The organism is Nonomuraea sp. 3N208, from assembly GCF_052245935.1.
Classification (GTDB): Bacteria; Actinomycetota; Actinomycetes; order Streptosporangiales; family Streptosporangiaceae; genus Nonomuraea.
Genome location: NZ_JBQQBR010000018.1, coordinates 31099 through 49596, shown reverse-complemented (window position 1 = coordinate 49596; position 18498 = coordinate 31099). Strand labels below are relative to the sequence as shown.

Annotated in this window: 17 protein-coding genes; 14 read left to right on the top strand and 3 right to left on the bottom strand. The window is 69.0% G+C overall.

The window, feature by feature from the left end; genetic code table 11:
* Nucleotides 1-41: 41 nt before the first annotated feature.
* Complete coding sequence (gene pfkB, locus ACTWPT_RS26820; protein WP_443180218.1) at nucleotides 42-998, bottom strand: 1-phosphofructokinase; 957 nt, start codon at nucleotides 996-998, stop codon at nucleotides 42-44.
* Nucleotides 995-1756: a DeoR/GlpR family DNA-binding transcription regulator gene (locus ACTWPT_RS26815; protein WP_443180217.1), complete on the bottom strand. Its 762-nt coding sequence runs from the start codon at nucleotides 1754-1756 to the stop codon at nucleotides 995-997. Before ACTWPT_RS26815 ends, pfkB begins: the two co-directional genes overlap by 4 nt.
* A 108-nt stretch (nucleotides 1757-1864) precedes the next feature.
* On the opposite strand from ACTWPT_RS26815, the gene ACTWPT_RS26810 reads away from it, so the two are divergent.
* The gene (locus ACTWPT_RS26810) at nucleotides 1865-2713 is read left to right on the top strand and encodes a hypothetical protein (protein WP_443180216.1); all 849 of its coding nucleotides are present in this window, start codon (nucleotides 1865-1867) and stop codon (nucleotides 2711-2713) included.
* Between the two features lie 77 nt (nucleotides 2714-2790).
* Here ACTWPT_RS26810 and ACTWPT_RS26805 read toward each other — a convergent pair whose 3' ends face one another.
* Complete coding sequence (locus ACTWPT_RS26805) at nucleotides 2791-3927, bottom strand: mandelate racemase/muconate lactonizing enzyme family protein (protein ID WP_443180215.1); 1137 nt, start codon at nucleotides 3925-3927, stop codon at nucleotides 2791-2793.
* A 170-nt stretch (nucleotides 3928-4097) separates the two neighbouring features.
* Between ACTWPT_RS26805 and ACTWPT_RS26800 the strand changes: the two genes are divergently transcribed.
* From ACTWPT_RS26800 to ACTWPT_RS26740, 13 genes are all read left to right on the top strand, one after another.
* Nucleotides 4098-5069, top strand: coding sequence for a LacI family DNA-binding transcriptional regulator (locus tag ACTWPT_RS26800; protein ID WP_443180214.1), 972 nt, complete (start codon nucleotides 4098-4100; stop codon nucleotides 5067-5069).
* 98 nt (nucleotides 5070-5167) lie between these two features.
* Nucleotides 5168-6532, top strand: a complete 1365-nt coding sequence (locus ACTWPT_RS26795; protein WP_443180213.1) for an ABC transporter substrate-binding protein — start codon at nucleotides 5168-5170, stop codon at nucleotides 6530-6532.
* A 77-nt stretch (nucleotides 6533-6609) separates the two neighbouring features.
* Nucleotides 6610-7455, top strand: a complete 846-nt coding sequence (locus tag ACTWPT_RS26790) for a carbohydrate ABC transporter permease (protein ID WP_443180212.1) — start codon at nucleotides 6610-6612, stop codon at nucleotides 7453-7455.
* The gene (locus ACTWPT_RS26785) at nucleotides 7452-8303 is read left to right on the top strand and encodes a carbohydrate ABC transporter permease (RefSeq protein ID WP_443180211.1); all 852 of its coding nucleotides are present in this window, start codon (nucleotides 7452-7454) and stop codon (nucleotides 8301-8303) included. The genes ACTWPT_RS26790 and ACTWPT_RS26785 overlap by 4 nt, the downstream gene beginning before the upstream one ends.
* 21 nt (nucleotides 8304-8324) lie before the next feature.
* Nucleotides 8325-10565 carry a hypothetical protein gene (locus tag ACTWPT_RS26780; RefSeq protein ID WP_443180210.1) on the top strand — a complete coding sequence of 747 codons (2241 nt, stop codon included), beginning with the start codon at nucleotides 8325-8327 and terminating at the stop codon, nucleotides 10563-10565.
* Nucleotides 10562-12754 carry an FAD-dependent oxidoreductase gene (locus ACTWPT_RS26775; RefSeq protein WP_443180209.1) on the top strand — a complete coding sequence of 731 codons (2193 nt, stop codon included), beginning with the start codon at nucleotides 10562-10564 and terminating at the stop codon, nucleotides 12752-12754. The genes ACTWPT_RS26780 and ACTWPT_RS26775 overlap by 4 nt, the downstream gene beginning before the upstream one ends.
* 4 nt (nucleotides 12755-12758) lie before the next feature.
* Nucleotides 12759-13589 carry an NAD-dependent epimerase/dehydratase family protein gene (locus tag ACTWPT_RS26770; protein ID WP_443180208.1) on the top strand — a complete coding sequence of 277 codons (831 nt, stop codon included), beginning with the start codon at nucleotides 12759-12761 and terminating at the stop codon, nucleotides 13587-13589.
* 80 nt (nucleotides 13590-13669) lie between these two features.
* Nucleotides 13670-14227 (top strand): PadR family transcriptional regulator, encoded by a 558-nt coding sequence (locus ACTWPT_RS26765; protein WP_443180207.1) that lies wholly within the window; start codon nucleotides 13670-13672, stop codon nucleotides 14225-14227.
* Nucleotides 14228-14419: 192 nt separating this feature from the next.
* A complete protein-coding gene (locus ACTWPT_RS26760; protein ID WP_443180206.1) occupies nucleotides 14420-15124 on the top strand; it encodes a CPBP family glutamic-type intramembrane protease in 705 nt (234 codons plus the stop codon).
* Between the two features lie 381 nt (nucleotides 15125-15505).
* The gene (locus ACTWPT_RS26755) at nucleotides 15506-15676 is read left to right on the top strand and encodes a hypothetical protein (RefSeq protein ID WP_443180205.1); all 171 of its coding nucleotides are present in this window, start codon (nucleotides 15506-15508) and stop codon (nucleotides 15674-15676) included.
* Nucleotides 15677-15913: 237 nt separating this feature from the next.
* Nucleotides 15914-16609, top strand: coding sequence for a hypothetical protein (locus tag ACTWPT_RS26750; protein WP_443180204.1), 696 nt, complete (start codon nucleotides 15914-15916; stop codon nucleotides 16607-16609).
* Between the two features lie 432 nt (nucleotides 16610-17041).
* Nucleotides 17042-17215, top strand: coding sequence for a hypothetical protein (locus tag ACTWPT_RS26745; protein ID WP_443180203.1), 174 nt, complete (start codon nucleotides 17042-17044; stop codon nucleotides 17213-17215).
* Nucleotides 17216-17298: 83 nt separating this feature from the next.
* Entirely contained in the window at nucleotides 17299-18447 is a 1149-nt protein-coding gene (locus ACTWPT_RS26740) for an RICIN domain-containing protein (RefSeq protein WP_443180202.1), read from the top strand.
* The last annotated feature ends 51 nt before the right edge of the window (nucleotides 18448-18498 follow it).

Sequence of the window (18498 nt, the reverse complement as noted above, 5' to 3'; positions counted from 1 at the left end):
CCTTTGGGGGGATGAGCAGTGGATCAGCCGCTGTCGCCGGGCTACGGGAGAGGAGCGGGCGTGGAAGAGGTCAGGGGGCGGGCTGGGTCGGGCAGGCGGACGGTGACGGCGTCGAGATCGATGTCGGCGGGTCCCGGCATGCGGCTTCCGGGCAGGCGCACCGCGGCGGCGCCCCAGGCCAGCGCGCGCGTCAGCGCGTCGGGCCCGTGCCCGCCACCCGCTAAGAACCCGGCCAGCATGGCGTCGCCCGCGCCGACGGAGCTGCGCGGCTCGGACACCGGCGCCTCGCCGTACCAGATGCCGGCCTCCTCGACCAGCACCGCGCCGTCGGCGCCCAGGCTGGCAAGGACCGTGCGCGCGCCCGCCGCCCGCAGCTTACCCGCGGCCTCCACCACGTCGCCCAGGCAGCGGATCGGCATGCCGGTGGCCGCGGCGAGCTCCTCCAGGTTGGGCTTGACCAGGGCGGGCGCCGCACCGAGCGTGCAGGCCAGCGCTGGACCGCTGGTGTCGACGGCCACGAGGATGCCGGCTTCGGCGAACCTGCGGCACAGCCGGGCGTAGACGTCGGCGGGCACCTCGGGTGGCAGGCTGCCGGAGGCGACCACCCAGTCGGCCTCGTGGGCGGCGGCCAGCACCGCCTCGGCGATCGTGTCGAGCTCCCCTGATGACAGGGCGGTGCCGGGCTCGTTGATCTTGGTGATGGTGCCGTCGGGCTCCGCCAGGGTGACGTTCGACCGGGTCGGGCCCGCCACCGGGACGGTGACCATGTCGAGCCCCTCGGCGGCGAGGAGGCGGACGAGCTGCCTGCCCTCGTCCCCGCCGAACGGCACCACCGCCCTGCTCGCCACGGCGTTGGCGAGCAGGGCACGTGAGACGTTCACGCCCTTGCCGCCCGGGTCGAGGTGGGCCGCCGCGGCGCGGATGACCGCGCCCCTGTCGAGCGCGCCGATCGCGATGGTGCGGTCCAGACTCGGGTTGAGAGTCAGGGTGAGGATCACGCCCTGATCACCTCCGGCCCCGCCGCCGCCACGTCGGCGGCGAGCGCGGCGTCGAGCCCGGTGTCGCTGATCACCACGTCGATCTCGCTCAGTTCGGCGAACGTAGCCAGGTATGTGTTGGAGAACTTCGTGTGGTCGGCCAGCAGCACGCTGCGCTGCGCGGCGTTGACCATGGCCCGCTTGATCGCCGCCTCCGCCGGGTCCGGCGTGGTCAGTCCCCTGGCGGGGGAGCAGCCGTTGGTGCCCATGAACGCCACGTCCACGTTGAGGTGGGCCAGCGGGCGCAGCGCCCAGTCGTCGACCGTGGCGAGCGTCTTGCCGCGCAGCCGGCCGCCCAGCATGATCACGTGCAGATTGGGCCGGGCGGCCAGGACCGTGGCCAGCGGAGGCGAGTTCACCACGACCGTCAGCTCGCAGTCGGCGGGCAGCACCTGGACCAGCCGGCCCGTGGTGGTGCCCGCGTCGATGATCACCGATCCGTCCTCTGGCAGCTCGGCCAGGGCCGCCTTGGCGATGCGCTCCTTCTCGGCCGTCATCACCTCGTCGCGGGCGGCGAGCGCGGGCTCGAAGCCCAGCCGCTCCACCGGGATCGCGCCGCCGTGCACCCGGCGCAGCACGCCCGCCCGCTCCAGCGAGGTCAAGTCACGGCGGATCGTCTCGGTGGTCACCTCGAGCTCGGCGGACAGCGTCACCACGTCGACGCGGCCCGTGGCACGCGCTCTCCGCAGGATCTCCTGCTGCCGCTCCTCGGCGTACATGATGTTGATTCACCGCCGTTTCAAGTTGGTTTCATCTGTGTTTATACCCGCTTCTGTTGGCAGGTCAAGAGATGGGCAGGAGAATCTGGTAGTTATAGGCGCGTGCGAATGAAGCCCTTGGCCGTAGTGCCCCTCGTCGTCGCCGCGCTCGCCGCACCCGCTCAAGCCACCGCGACCGCGCCGCCCCGCGTGCCGGCCGGCACCACGGCGGCGTGGGTGGTGTTCGACCGGCAGGCGGGCAAGGTCGTGGCCGTGCGCAACGCGCACCGCAGATACCGCTCGGCGTCCGTCGTCAAGATCCTCATCGCGATCGACTACCTGGAGCGGCGAAAGAGCGTGCCCACGGCCGACGCGAAGCTGCTGAAGATCATGCTGCGCTCCAGCGACGACGACGCGGCCTCGGCGTTCTGGGACCGGGGCGGCAAGGGACAGATCATCGTCCGCATGGCACGCAAGCTCGGCCTCGCCGACAGCGCGCCGCCGCCCGCGTCCAAGCCCGGCTTCTGGGGTTACAGCTCGCTGAGCGCGTACGACATCGTCCGGACCTACCGCTACCTCCTGGACACCGCCGACGCCCGGGTCAGGGACACGATCCTGGGCCACCTGCGCAGAGCCACGCCGTGCGGCACCGACGGCTTCGACCAGACCTTCGGCATCCCGGACGCGCTGCCCCGGCCGTGGGCGGTCAAGCAGGGCTGGTCGGGCTTCGGCACCACGCCGCCGATCCGGTGTGACGCCCGGGCGGTGAGCGCGCCCATCTCGTGGATCGCCCAGCGCGCCATCGGCTCGGGCGTGCCCGACTACGGCCGTCCCGTGCTGTATACGACCGGTCTGGTGGGCAAGGGGGAGCGGTACGTGATGGCGCTGCTGACGGCCCACCCGGCGGGCAGCACGTGGAGCGCCTCCGTCAAGCGCATCAGCACCCTGACCAGGGACCTCTATCGCAGCGTCTCCTAGCCCTGATCGGATTCACGCCGCCCCTGGTGGAGTCCCACGGACATGTGTCCGCGTATTCCGGGAGCCGTTCAGCCTGCTCACCAGTTGGTGAAGGCGCCGTCGCGGGTGCGCAGGTGGGGGCGTTCAGCGGCGATGGCCTGATACTTCCGTGCTTCGGCCCGGTCGATGTCGACGCCAAGGCCGGGAAGGTCGGGAACGTCGAAGCGACCTCCCCGGACCACAGGCCGGGCGGTGAACACGTCCGGCAGCTCGGGGAGGGACTGGTGTTCCTGCACTCCGATGTACGGCGAGGCCAGGTTCAGGTGCAGCGATGAGGCCGCCGTCACCGGGCCGAGCGGGTTGTGGGTGGCCAGTTTGACGTAGTGCGTCTCGCACATGGCGGCGATCTTCCTGGCCTCGGTGAGCCCGGCCGCCACGGCGATGTCCACCCTGGCGTAGTCGACGAGGTCCTGCTCGATGAGCCGCTGGAACTCCCATTTCGACCCGAACTGCTCGCCCGCCGCCAGCGGCACCGCCGTGCGGGATCTCAACGACCGATACACCTCCAGGCCCTCGCAGCGTAGCGGGTCCTCCACGAAGTACGGCTTGGCCGGCTCGATCTCGCGGCACAATGTCACGGCCTCGGGCAGGTCGAGCCGCGTGTGCACGTCGAGGATCAGCTCCACGTCATCGCCCACGGCCTGCCGTACGGCGTGGAACAGGTCGATCCCCCAGCGCATCGAAGCCCGCTGGTCCAGGGTGCCGTCCCTGTCATGGGGTACGGCGAAGCGCAGGTGCCGCCAGCCGTCCTCGGTGAGCGCCCGGGCCCGGTCCAGGAACGCATCGAGATCGTGGTAGTCGTCCCCCAGGTGCGCATAGGCGGGGACATGATCGCGCACCCGCCCCCCGAACAGGTCGTAGACCGGCACTCCGAGCGTCTTGCCGCGGATGTCCCACAGTGCCACGTCGATGGCGGCGATCGCGGACGACAGGATCCGATCGCCGGGGAAGAATCCCCGGCGGAACATCACCTGCCACAGATGCTCGATCCTGGCGGGATCCTCGCCCAGCAGCAGCTCGCCAAGGTGCTCGATCGCCCCCGAGACCGCCTTCTGCCGCGAGCGGATGCCCACTTCGCCGATGCCGTGCACGCCCTCGTCAGTGTCGACGACGACCAGCATCATGCTGTCGCCGTGCTCGGGCAGGGTGAGCACTTCCCAACCAGTGATCTTCACAGGCGATCTCCAATGAGAACGTTACCGGGATTCTCAGGAACTCAATCATGCATCATCTCCCCAATGGTGGCCAGAGGGGGATTTAACGCGCTGGTGACCGCTACGAAACCCTCTTGACGCTTCCGGGAACGTTTGCAACGATCCTCCCTATCGATGACCTGGAGGGCAGCGTGGCAGTGACGATCCGGCAGGTGGCGCAGGCGTCCGGGGTGTCGGTCTCGACCGTCTCCCGCGCGTTCACGGCCCCCGATCAGGTGCAGCCGCAGACTCTGCAGCGCATCCGGGACGCGGCCGCGAAGCTGGGCTACGCGCCCAACCCGGCGGCCCGCTCGCTGCGCGGCGGGAAGACCGAGTCTCTCGGGCTGATCATCCCGGACATCGCCAACCCGTTCTTCCCGCCGATCTTCAAGGCGATGCAGGCCCGTGCCCGCCGGCTCGGCTATACCGTGCTGGCCGCCGACACCGACGAGCGGGAGTCCGACGAGCTGGAGACCATCACCGCGGTCTCCAAGCGGGTCGACGGCATGATCTTGTGGGCCTCCACCCTTTCGGAGGACAGGCTCGCGGAGCTGGCGGAGACCATGCCGGTGGTCCTAGTGAACCGGCATGTGCCCGGCATTCCGGAGATCCACATCTCCCTGACCGCCGGCATCTCCCAGGCGGCCGAGCACCTGAAGGCCTACGGCCACACGGGGTGCGTCTTCATCAACGGTTCGCGGCCCGAGCTCAGCCGCGGCAAGTCGATAAGGGAGGCGTTCGAGGCGCACGATCTGTCCCTCGTCGAGCTCGGCCCCTACGAGCCGCGCTTCGAAACCGGCGTGCACGCCGCCACCTTGGTCGCCGCCTCCGGCGCCACCGCGGTGCTCGCCCACAACGACCTGGTCGCGCTCGGCGTGCTGCACCAGCTCGCCAAGCTCGGCATCGCCGTCCCGCGCGACGTCAGCGTGATCGGCATAGACGACACGCTGCTCGCCGAGACCTCGACCCCGTCGCTGACCACCATCCGCATCTCGGCAGAAGATCTCGCCACCCAGGCCGCCGACCTGCTGCTCGACACCATCGCGGGGCGGGGCGGGGGGCGCGTCGTGGAGATCGGCTCCCGGCTCATCCCCAGATCCTCGACCGGGCCTGTCCACCGCTGACCGAAAGGTCCGACCCCCGGTACGGCACGCCGTACCGTCATCCGTCATGCCGTCTTTAACACCACTTTTTCTGCCATGACCTGAACGCGGGAGTTCAGATGAAGAAGATCACCGCCTGCCTCGGCATCGCCGCGCTGGCCACCGCCGTCGCCGCGTGCGGATCGTCCGGTTCCGAGCAGGAGCCCGGCACCGTCACCCTCCGGGTCCAGGGCATGCCCCCAGCGACCGACAAGCCGGGGCTGGCCGCGTTCGAGAAGATGGTCGCCGACTTCGAGAAGCAGAACCCCGGCATCGCCGTCGAAGGCTCTGCGGCCGCTTACGACCCGCTGACGTTCTCCGCCAAGCTCGCCGGCGGCAAGGTCGAAGACGTGATCAAGGTGCCGCTCACCGAGCCACAGGGACTGATCGCCCGCAAGCAGGTCAAGCCGCTGACCGCGGAGCTGGCCAAGTGGCCGCACTACAAGGAGTTCAACCCGCAGGTGCTGCGGCCGCTGAGCGACTCGGCCGGCGAGGTGTACGGCGTGCCCCAGTCTCCCTTCGCGATGGGGCTCGTCTACAACCGTGAGCTGTTCGAGAAGGCGGGCCTCGATCCCGACAAGCCGCCGGTGACCTGGGAGGAGGTGCGGGCCCACGCCCAGCGGATCGCGGAGAAGACCGGCAAGGCCGGGTTCGTGCACGAGTCCAAGAACAACCAGGGCGGCTGGCAGCTCACGAAGCTGACCTACGCCTTCGGCGGGGACATGGAGAAGCAGAACGGCGGCAGGTGGGTGGCGGCCTTCAACGCCGATCCGGCCAAGCAGGCGCTGACCCTGCTCAAGGAGATGCGCTGGACCGATGACTCCATGGGAGACAACCAGCTCAGCGACCAGAACGACGTGATCAAGCGGTTCGCCGCCGGCGAGATCGGGATGTACATGGGCACACCTGGTACCTACCGGCTGGCCAAGATGACCTACGGCATGCGCAACACCGACGCGTTCGGCATCGGGCCGCTACCCCAGGCGGGCGGGAACGCCACGCTGACCGGCGGCGACGTCTACATGGTGCCCAAGTCGGCCTCCGCCGAGAAGACGGCCGCGGCCGTGAAGTGGCTGCTGTTCGCCTACGCCCAGCCGCAGTACGACACCGGCGCCGCCGCCGAGCGGGCCAAGGCGCTGGCGGCCGACCCGAACGCGGCCGTGGGCGTGCCGACGCTGCCGATGTTCAACGAGGCCCGGCAGGCCGAGATCGACGAGGCCGTCAAGCCGTACGTGAACGTCAAGCTCGAGCACTTCCGGCCGTGGATCGAGGGCACCCCCAAGCTGCAGCTCCGCGCCGAACCCGCGGTGCAGGCCCAGGCCGTCTACGCCGTACTCGACAGCGTGGTGCAGGCCGTACTGACCGACCGGGACGCCGACGTCAGCGCCTTGCTCACCAAGGCCGAAGCCGACGTGAACACTAAGCTCGCCGCGAGCCGGCAGTGACCGTCGCCCCTCACCTCGTTCGCCGCGAGCCGGCGGTGACCGTCGGGACACGCGCCAGAAGGCGGGGGAATTCCGCCATGGCGTTCCTCTTCCTCGTCCCGGCCTTCGTCGCCTTCGGCGTGTTCTCCTACTGGCCGATGATCCGGGGGTTGCTGATCTCCTTCCAGGAGACGAACCTGGTCGACCCGGCCACGTGGGTGGGGCTGGACAACTTCACCGCGCTCGTCCGTGATCCGCTGCTCTCCACGGCGATCGCGAACACCCTGCTGTTCGTCGGGCTCGGCCTGCTCATCGGGTTCCCGGCGCCGCTGATCCTGGCCACCGTCATGTCGACAGTGCGCAGGGGCGCAGGGGTCTACCGGTTCCTCGTCTACCTGCCGGTGGTGATCCCGCCGGTGGTGGCGATCCTGCTGTGGAAGTGGTTCTACGACCCGGGACACGGCCTGTTCAACGAACTGCTGGGCCTGGTGGGCGTGGGCCCGTTCCCGTGGCTGGAGTCGCCCAGGACCGCGATGCTCAGCCTGGTCATCCAGTCCACCTGGGCCTGGATGGGCAGCACGGTCCTCATCTACCTCGCCGCCCTGGTCACCATCCCCGCCGAACTCTACGAGGCGGCGCAGATGGACGGCGCGTCGATCGGGCGCAGGCTGTGGCACATCACCCTGCCCCAGCTCCGCCCCACCATCGGCCTGCTGCTGCTCCTCCAGCTGGTCAGCACCACCCAGGTGTTCACCGAGCCCTACGTGTTCACCGGCGGCGGCCCGGAGAACAGCACCCTCACGATCCTCCTGCTGATCTTCAGGTACGCCTTCCGGGACGGCGCCTACGGCCAGGCCGCCGCACTCGCCTTCCTCCTGGCGATCTTCCTCGGCCTGATGTCCGCGATCTACCTGCGAGCCACCCGCGGCTGGAGCTCCTCATGAGCCTGATCTCCCACGTTGAGGAGCGCCGCCCGGCGGTCAGAGCGGCCGTGCGCACCATCCAGTGGCTCACCCTGGCCGTGCTCCTGGTGATCGGCATCGGCCCGCTCTACATGACCGTCAAGGGCGCGGTCTCCCCGGCCACCGACCTGATCGCCAAGCCCCTCGAGCTCTGGCCCGGCGACCCCCGGCCGGAGAACTTCGGCACGGCCTGGAACGACCTGGGAATCGGCCACTACCTGCTCAACACGGTCCAGGTCGTCGGCGGCTCGTGGGCCGTCCAGCTCATCGTCGCGATCACCGCCGGCTACTCCCTGTCGGTCCTCAAACCCGCGCTCGGCAAGCTCATCTACGGCGCGATCCTGGCCACGATGTTCGTCCCCTACACCGTCTCGATGACCAGTCTCTTCCTGACCATCATCGACCTGGGCCTCGTCGACTCCTACTGGTCGATCTGGCTGCCCGCGGGAGCCAGCGCCTTCAACGTGCTGCTGGCCAAACGCTTCTTCGACGCGCTGCCGCCGGAGCTCTTCGCCGCCGCCAAGGTCGACGGCGCCAACTCCTGGCAGCTCCTGACCAGGATCGTGCTGCCGATGAGCCGCCCGATCCTGGCCGTCATCAGCCTGATCGCCATCATGCACAGCTGGAAGGACTTCATCTGGCCGCTCGTGGCCATCACCGACCCGGACAAGCAGCCCATCAGCGTGGCCCTGGCCACGCTGGCCGACCAGGCGCCGCAGGACGTCCTGATCGCCAGCATGGCGATGGCGCTGGCCCCACCGGTCCTGCTGTTCCTGGTCTTCCAGAAGTACGTCGTCGCCGGACTCGGCTTCACCGGAGTCAAAGGCTAATCACGAAAGGCGGAACCCCCCATGCCTGAAGTCTCCCGCCGTACCCTCATCCAGGCCGCCGCGCTGACGGGCGCGGCCTCCGCGCTCACCGCCACCCCCGCCCAGGCGGACGGCCTGTCGATCTCGGCCGACGGCATCACGCTCGTCGCCCAGGCCGACGGCTCGATCCTGGTCCGCGACGCCTCGGGAGCCGATCGCCTCAAGATCGGCCACTTCATGATCAAGGACAGCGTGCTCGGGCAGCAGCGCACGTTCGGCGGCACGCCGAGCCTGACGACCGTGGACGGGCGGCCCGCTCTCCAGGTGATCTACAAGATGTCGGCGGGCGCCTCGGCGGTGACCGTGCGCGGCACGTTCACCGTGGCCGCCCGCCGGGCGAGCCTGCGATGGGAGGTGAGCGGCAGCACCACGCTGACTCCCACCGGCTACATGTTCTCCCGCACGCTGATCGGCAACACCGCGCCGGAGAAATACGTGCCCGCCACCGCCTGGACCAAGGACGCACGTGGCGGCGTGCCGTACGAGGTCAACGCCGGCTCGCTCTATCAGGAGACCTGGGCGGACACCCGCGCCTACTTCCGGCTGTGGAGCTCCAGGCCGGCCTTCACCAACGCCACCTGGATCCACGCGCCCGCGGGCGAGGACGGGGCGACCCACGTCGAGCTGGTCCTCGGCGACATGCGGCCGGGCGCGGCCAACGCCGTGGCGACCGCCGCGCCGCTCGGCGTGGACGTGTGGAGCGACCAGCCCTTCGGCCTCTACGAGCCGGGCGCGGCCCTGGCCGTCAACGCCCAGGTGGTCAACGGCGGCGCCGCGCCCAAGCCGGTGACGCTCACCTGGTGGGCGCGCGACTTCAACGGCGCCCTGCTCGGCGGCGGCCGCCTCGACAGGACCGTGGAGCCCAGCGGCGCCTGGACCGAGGCGCTCACCGTGCCAGGGCCCGCGCAGGGCATCGTGTTCGTCGAGGTCAAGGCCACCTCGGGCGGTGAGGAGGTGTTCGCGCGTACCAACCTGGCCACGCTGAAGCCGCACACCTACCGGAGCGAGGGCATCTTCGGCATCTCCAACTACACCTGGCTGCTCGTCCCGGACAAGGAGCAGGTCGGCCGGCTGATGCAGAAGATCGGCGTCAAGTGGGTGCGCATCGCCTACGACGGCGCGCCGGGCATCCCGCCCGCCGAACTCGACGCGCTGGGCATCGGGCACAACGTCCAGCTCGGCGGAGTGATCTATAACGGTACGGCGGAGCAGATCGCCGCCTGGGCGGACGACCGCGCCAGGATCGCCCGCGAGTCCGGCGCGACCTACTTCGAGGTGGCCAACGAGCTGAACCAGCCCTGGATGTCGGGCCAGAAGGCCGCCGAATACGTGCGCGACGGCCTGAAGCCGATCCACGACCGGCTCAAGGACTCCGGCATCAAGCTGATGAACTGCGGCCTCGGCGGCATGGACTACCGCTGGACCGCGAACTTCCACGCGGCAGGCGGCTGGGACCTGATCGACGTCTTCGCCTTCCACCCGGGACGCGGCAACTTCACCGCCGACTACGCGCCGCCACCGGCGGAGTGGGAGCAGGGCTCCAACGGCACGTACTGGAACTTCCTCGGCTCTTTGCGCAAGGCCAGGCAGACGCTCGACGAGTACGGCGGGGACAAGGAACTGTGGGTGACCGAGGCCTACGCCTGCACCCGGCCCAACGCCTGGTGGAACGACACGATCCGCCAGGCGGCGGAGAACACGCTCCTGCAGCTCGCCCTCTGCCTGTCGGAAGGGGTGGACGGGGTCAACTGGTACCAGCCGCACGACAGCACCATCCATCACCCGCAGGAGGCGGACCCGAACAACGTCGAATACCACCACGGGCTGCTGAACCGCGACACCAGCGCCAAGCCCACCCTGCTCGCCTTCGCCACGGCCACCCGCCACCTGGAGGGCGCCACCTTCAAACGCTGGGTCTCCTTCCCCGACCCCGACGTGAAGGGCCTGCTGTTCGACACGCCGCGCGGCAAGCTGGCCGTCCTGTGGAGCCGCAAGGACGGCTACATACTCAACGCCGATCACGGCGAGGGGCAGTGGTACCCGCATCCCGAAGCCTGGGAGGACCACTGGCCCACCAAGACCTCCGTGACGCTGAAGACCTGCGGGCCGACCGTCCGGGAGATCGACTGCATCGGCCAGGAACGCACGATCACCGCCGCCGGGCGCCGCGCCAAGATCACCCTGGACGGAGCCCCGCGCCTCTACTACGGGTTGGAGATATGAGATCGGAAACAGTTTCCCGTGAGGTGACCGTGGTCGGCGGCGGTCTGGCCGGCGTCAACGCCGCCGTCGCCGCGGCCCGGCTGGGCCGTACGGTCGCCCTGATCACCAACAGGCCCGTGCTCGGCGGTAACTCCAGCAGCGAGGTACGGGTCTGGGTAGTCGGCGCGACCGGGCACGGCAAGAACCACAACGCCCGCGAGGGCGGCATCATGGGCGAGCTCTTCCTGGAGAACCAGTACCGCAACCCGCAGGGGAACCCCTACTTCTGGGACACGACCGTCCTCGACCTCGTGCGGCAGGAGCCGAACATCGCGCTCTACCTCAACACCGACGTGCGGGAGGTGTCGTGCTCAGACGGGCGGATCAGCTCCGTGACCGGCTGGATGATGGGCTCCGAACGACTGATCACCTTCGAGTCGCCGATCTTCCTCGACTGCACCGGCGACGGGCTGGTCGGCCACCTGGCCGGTGCGCACTACCGGATAGGCCGTGAGGGGCGCGCGGAATACGGCGAGCCGTGGGCGCCCGAGACGCCCGACGACATCACGCTCGGCAGCACGCTGCTCTTCTACACCAAGGATGCCGGCGAGCCGGTCCGTTACGTCCCGCCGAGCTTCGCCAAGGACATCACCGGGACGTCGATCCCCGAGCGGCGCATCATCAGGGCCGGCGACAACGGCTGCGCGTACTGGTGGATCGAGTTCGGCGGCGAGCTGGACACCGTGCACGACAACGACCGCATCCGCGACGAGCTGTGGTCGGTCATCTACGGCATCTGGGACTACATCAAGAACTCCGGGAAGTTCGACGCCGACACGATGACCCTGGAGTGGGTGGGGTCGCTGCCCGGCAAGCGGGAGTACCGCCGCATCCTCGGCGACTACATGCTCACCCAGCATGACGTGCTGGGCCAGACACCCTTCGAGGACCGGATCGCCTTCGGCGGGTGGTCGATCGACCTCCACCCGCCACAGGGCATGTACGCCAAGGAAGACGGCGCCAAGCAGCGTTACGCCGACGGGATCTATCACATCCCCTACCGGTCCATCTACTCGCAGAACGTGCCCAACCTGCTCATGGCCGGGCGGAACATCTCGGCGTCGCACGTGGCGTTGGGCTCGACCAGGGTGATGGCCACCTGCGCCACGATCGGCCAGGCGGCCGGCACGGCCGCCGCGCTCTGTGTGGCCGGCGGTGTCTCGCCCCGGGAGCTTGACGTGCGCGACCTGCAGACGACCCTCCTGCGGGAGGACGGCTCGATCATCGGCCTGCCGTACGAGGATCCCTCGGATCTCGCCCGTACGGCCACCGCCTCCGCGTCGAGCACGTTGTCCCGCTTCGAGGTGGAGACCTCCGCCGAGCCCTGGCCGCTGAAGGCGGACGCCGGGTTGATCCTGCCCGTCGATCCGGCCCTGGACGCGGTGGAGCTCATGCTTGATGCGGCCGCCGGGACCGAACTGGTCGTGGATCTCTACGATCCGGTGCTGGGCCAGAACTACGTGCCGCGGGAACTGATCTCCTCGTACGCCGTTCCGGTGGAGCCGGGGAAGAATCAGTGGGTACGCGTGGATCTGTCCTTTCAGCCGGGCCGCGCCCAGAACGCGTTCCTGCTGATCCGCGCGAACCCCGACGTCGCCCTCCATGTCGCCGACCGGCCCACTCCCGGCGTGCTCAGCCTGACCCGGGTACCGCTGCGCCCCCGGGACGAGGCGCCCCAACTGCTGCGGGAGTGGTCCGACGCGGGTCTGCTGCGCCGGACGTTCTGCTTCCGAAGCGGCCCGACAGAGGCCTTCGCGCCGTCCAGGGCGCTTGATGGCGTCCAGCGTCCGCACGCGGGACCCCACATGTGGGTGTCGGACACTCTCCCCGCCGCCATCGAGCTGTCCTGGCCGTCGCCGGTGACGATCGGCCGCGTCGACGTGCTGGCCGACGACGACGTGAACGAGGACCTGATCAACCTGCACCACCACCGCACGCCGTTCGAGGTCATGCCGACGCTGGTCCGCGACTACCGGCTGGAGGTGCGGCAGGAGGGCGGCTGGCGGACGGTGTCCGAGGTGCGCGACAACCGGCGGCGCCGCAACGTCCACGACCTCGAGCCGGTCACCACCGACGCGCTGAGGATCGTGGTGGACAACAGCAACGGCACGCCGTTCGCCCATGTCGTGGCGGTGCGCGTATATGAGTAGACGCATGAAACGTGTCCTGGTCACCGGGGCCGCCGGCCGTATCGGCCGGGCCGTCCTCGACCTGCTGGATCAACGGGGGATCGCGGCCAACGTCCTCGTGCTGGAGGACCCCGTGGACCTGAAGGCCGAGCTGGTCGTCGAGGGCACCGCGACGGACTCGCATGCCGTACGGGCAGCCCTTGAACAAGCTGACGCGGTCATCCATCTCGCGGCGATCCCCACGCCCGAACGCCATCCGCCCGAGGAGGTCTTCGCCACCAACACGCAGGCCACCTACACCGTGCTGGAACAGGCCGGCCAGGCAGGGATCAAGCGGGTGTGCACGGCCAGCAGCACGGCGATCTCGGGTCTGCCGTTCGCCGCGCGCACCCTCCACCCGCCGTACGTTCCGGTCGACGAGGAGCAGCCGTCCCGGCCAGAGGATCCTTACGCGCTGTCCAAGCAGGTCGACGAGCTGACCGCCCAGATGATGGCGCGGCGCTACGGCATGTCGGTGGTCGCCCTTCGCCTGCCGTACGTCGGCGGCTTCGACGAGCGCCTGCGCGACTTCGCGGGCAGGTGCGAGCTGGATCCCGGCCTGCACGCGGCCGGTCTGTGGGCATACCTCGAAACCCGGGATGCCGCCCGGGCCTGCCTGCACGCCCTCGAGCCGGACGGCTTCCACGTCGTCACCGTGGCCGCCCCGGAAACCCTGGTCTCCCACCCCACCGAGGATCTGCTCCGCCGGTTCCACCCCACGACCGAGATCCGCTGCCCCCTGCCCGGCCGCACGGTCCCCCTGAACCTGGCCAAAGCCACCATCCTTCTCGGCTTCAGCGCCGAATTTCGCGTGTGACGCAGGCGAGGCTCTCCTCGTGCTTGCCCCATCACCGCTCTCTCTGTTAGATATATCTATCAGATAGAAGGGGGCGGTCGATGGCGCGACGAGATCAGACGGAAATGGCGGTCCTAGGTGCGCTGAGCATGCAGCCGATGACGGCGTACGCCCTGCGCGAGGCCATCAGGGAAGTGCTCGGCCATTTCTGGAGCGAGAGCTTCGGCCAGATCTACCCCACGCTCAACGCCCTGGAGCAGGACGGGCACGTCCGGCGCCAGGAGGGCCCGCGCGCCGGATCGTCGATCTTCCAGATCACCGATTCCGGCCTGACTCGCCTGCGTGACCTGCTGAACGAGCCCATCAAGGCGGCGCCGCCGCGCAACGGGCTCCTGCTGCGCCTGTTCTTCGGCCGGCACCTCGGCGTGCGCCGCTGCCGCGAGCTGCTCCAGGAGGCCAAGGCCGACGCCGAGCGGCGGCTGGCCGAATACGACGCCCTGACGCGCACGGTCGCCGATGAGGACCGCGACTCCCCGCACCTGCCCTACACGCTCATGACGATCTCGGCCGGCCGGCACGGCGCCGAGGCGGCCGTCGCCTGGGCCGAGGAGGCCCTGGCGGTGCTCGACACTCTTCCCGAGAACGGAGACCCCCAGTGACCGCCGTCATCCAGGCCCGATCGGTTACAGGCCCCTCGCGCCTGCGCGCTCGCGTCAACTTCGCGATCTTCGCCATCGTCGTCGTGGGCGGCGGCTGGCTGTTCGCCGCCTGGGACCGGGCCACCGGCCAGTTGTCCGGCACCGCCGACACGACCTCCACGAGCGGCAGCACGGCAGGGACAGGGCCTGTGGTTGCTGGCCCCCGCGCTGACCGCCCTCGCGCTCCACTTCCTCAGCAAGGACGGGGCCGGGCAGCTGGGCCTGACGTTACGGTTCGCCGGGCACGTGCGCTGGTTCGCCTTCGCGCTCGCGCTGTTCCCCGTGGCGGCCGCCCTCTGCGTGGCGATCGCGACCGCGACCGGGGCCGCGACGTTCTCCCTCGCCCCCTCGCCCGGCAAGCCGGCTCTGGCCGAGGCGATCGTCGCCGCGCTCGGCTTCCTCCTGATCAAGAACATGCTGGAGGAATTCATCTTCCGCGGGTACGCCACCAGCACCGCCATGGCCCTCGGCCTGCCCGGACTCGCACCGCACGCGCTCGTCGGCCTGTTGTGGGGGCTATGGCACCTGCCGCTCTACCTGGTGTGGATGCGGCCCGCGGACTTCGACGCGACCACGAGTCTGCCCTGGCCATGGTTCCTGCCGGCGTTCCTCGTCGGCATCGTGGCGCTGGCCGTCCTGTACGGCGAGCTGCGGCTGCGTACCGGCTCCATCTGGCCAGGCGTGGCCCTGCACACGGTGAGCAACGCGCTCTCGACGCCCCTCCTGCTCCACGGCCACCTGCGCCTCGAGGGCCACGCCGACGCCTGGTTCGGGATCGCGCCCCACGCGATCACCTCGATGGTGATCTTCGGCGGTCTCGGCCTCCATCTCTACCGCCGTCGCATCGCCGAGCGATAGTGCTAAGAAACTTCACTAATTCGTGTGCCAGAACATCGTGGCCGTCCGCCACGTGCACCGGAAGTATCGCTCGGCGATCGACTACCTGGAGCGGCGCAGGAGCGTGCCCGCGGGCCGCAAGCTGAGGCTGGCCTGCACGGCGTCGCTGCCCGGGGCAGGGACACGATCCTCGGTCACCTGCGCAGGGCCACGCCGTGCGGCACCGACGGCTAGACCTTCGGCATCCCGGACGCGCTGCCCCGGCCGCGGGCGGTCAAGCAGGGCTGGTCGGGGCCCGGCACCACGCCGCCGATCAGGTGTGACGCCAAGGCGGTCAGCGCGCCCGTCTCGTGGATCGCCCAGCGGGCCGTCGGCTCGAGCGTGCCCGACTACGGCCGTCCCGTGCTGTACACGACCGGGCTGGTCGGCAAGGGGGAGCGGTACGTCATGGCGGTGCTCACGACGCACCCGGCGGGCAGCACGTGGAGCGCCTCGGTCAAGCGCATCACCACCCGGACCAGTCCTAGCCGGCTCTGTTCCGTGGGAGTTCGGGCTGGTGCTCACGCCCAGTAGCTGGGTTGAACACGTCATTCTCACCAGGGTCAAGCATCCGTAGAGTTAACTAAACACACGAGGTAGACTGACCAAGTTGGCCATCACGTAAGGGGACCGTGTGACACCGCCGCGCCATCCCAACAAGGAGATCCGAGCTGTCCTGGAAGACATGGACACGGCTGGCTGGCGGATCGAGAAGGCTGGCACCAGCGGTCACGCGTGGGGACGGGCCTACTGTCCTGGGGGAGTCAATGGATGCAGGCCACCTACCTCCATCTGGTCAACACCCGAGGTGCCCGAGAATCACGCGCGCAGACTACGCCGGGCACTCGAAAAATGCCCGCACAAGGCCGAATCGCAGACCACGACCTCACAGGGAGGATGATCACGATGGCAATGTACGAGTTCGTGGTCCACTTCATCGGACCGACAGGTGGTGATGCCCTGATCAACCGGCTCTATGAGGCCGGGTGGGACGACGCAACGATCGCATTCGACGCCTGGGAGGCCGGTGGCGAGGGGTTCGCCGAGTTCGATCGCGAATCCAGCAGCGCCATCCAGGCAATGGTGCACGCGGTCATACAGGGCGAGAAGTGCGGGCTGAAGGCGACCCGGATCTCCGACGACAGGGTGACGCTCGGGCAGATCGCTGAGCGGATCGGGCAGACGCTCGCCTCCGTGGACCATTACCGCAAGGGCGTACGCGGACCCGGCGGTTTCCCGGAACCTGTCGTCCCACGAGAGCGCGCTGCTTTGTGGTCATGGGCGGAGGTGGCGGAGTGGCTGCACGAGGCGGGGATTGCTGAGATCAGTGCTGAGGACGCTGAAGCAGCGCGAGCCGCACAGATCGTCACGCTCCAGTTGCGGCTGCGCGAAGAGGTGGCTGCGCTGAAGAGTCTGGAAGACCGGCAAGCGCTGTGTAACCTGACATCTTTTCCCATCGCGTCATAGCTCAAGATGCCCGTCGCGGTGACACGCCTGGAGGATTGTGACGAGCAGCGCCGCCGGGCCGAGTCCAGCCTGTCACCAGGAGCAACGCGGCCTTCAATAGGGCCCAGGCCGCCGCCGAGCCCGAGGAGGATACTGACCTGCGCGCTCGCCCTGGAGGCGGCCGCGCGCCGCCGGGCCGCCGAACCCTGTGCCAGGAGATGTTGATTCAGCGATCGACTCGATCCCTGACGGGCTCAAGCGGTGCCATGAGTTGAGCGGGCGAAGGTCGGCGGCGAGCGGTCCGGCACGAGAACACCAGCCTGCTCACCCGGTTGATCGCCGACCTGGAAGCCCGGCTCACCGAACCGGCAGCAAGGCTGACCGGGACCGCCTTCGCGCCATGGCAGCCGTCCCCGGATGCACCAAGCCCAACGACCGGCCAGGAGCCTCATCATGACCACGCTCGAATGCCCCCTCGCCCAGGCTCTCACGGAGATCGTCATCCGAGAGCTTGACGTCCGCGAAGACGATGCCATCGCGCCGGAGACCGCGATGGGGGTGCTCCAGCCAGTGCCACTGGATCTCGGCGTCGGCGGCGTTCAATGCAACCGTGCCTTACGTGCCTGAAAGGAGAATCCTAAAGAAACTTTACTAAGAGTTGAAGGGCTGTGATACTCGCCGACCAAGAACCCTCCGAGAAAGAGGATCACATGACCCGACGAGTCATCATCGTCGTCTTAGGACTGCTTGCCGCACTGGCGCCCGCAGTCCCCGCCGCCGCGGCCGATCCGCCCGTGACACTGGTCGGCCAGGCGTCCCTGCGCTGCCTCACCGTCCAGAGCATCAGCACCGAACCCGGCGCCAAGGTGATCGTGTGGGACTGCAACCGCAAGATCAACCAGGAGTGGACCTACACCGACGCTCAGGAGCTGCGCGTCTACAGCGGCAGTGACGTCAAGTGCCTCGACGTCCAGGGCCGCAGCACCGCGCCCGGGGCCACCGTGCAGACCTGGAACTGCACAGGAGCCACCAACCAGAAATGGACCCTCAACGCCAACGGGACCATCATCGGCCACCAATCGGGCCTGTGCCTGGACGTCACCGGCGGCGGCGTCAGCCCCAACGGCACCGAGGTGAAGATCCAGACCTGCACGACCGGGGCGAACCAGAAGTGGGCCCGGCCCCTGGCCGATCTCCCCGCCGGCGTGTACTTCCAGGACCCCGGGACCCTGACCGGCTGGAACAGCTTCCCGCAGAAGCCGCAGAAACAGGGCGTGCTGCGCACGGTCACCAGCCCCGTCTACAAGGGGACCACCGCCATCGAGGCCAGGCAGACTTACATCAACGAGGGCGGCGGATACCACTCCGAAACCGTCCAGCACCGGACCCAGGCCGTGGGCCAGGACCGTTACTACGGCCAGGCCATCTACCTGCCGCCGACCTGGCAGTTCCACAACCAGAACGTCACTTTCCAGCAGTGGTCGCCCGAGGACCCCGAGGGCCCGTGGGAGCTGATGTTCGTCCAGAACGACGAGATCAGAATCGGCGGCTCCGGCGGCTTCTCCGCCACCCTCGGCAAGATCACGAATCTGCGGGGGACGTGGATCAGGATCGTTACCCGCCTCAAGTTCCACGCCACCGACGGCGCCTTCGAGGTCTGGATCAACGGGCAGAAGACGTGGAGCCGTACCGGGGTCACGGTGTTGCCCAAGACGTCGCAGACCATCCGATGGTCGTCGGGCATCTACTGCACCGGCTGGCGTGAGGGCACGCCGAGCGGGCAGAGCGTCCTGTCGATCTACCACGATCACGCCAGGGTCGCCTCCTCCTACGCGCTCGCGGAGCCGGCCAACTGGTGACGCCGCCCATGATTCGGGCGGCCGGAAAAATGCCGGGCGTCGGCGGGAATC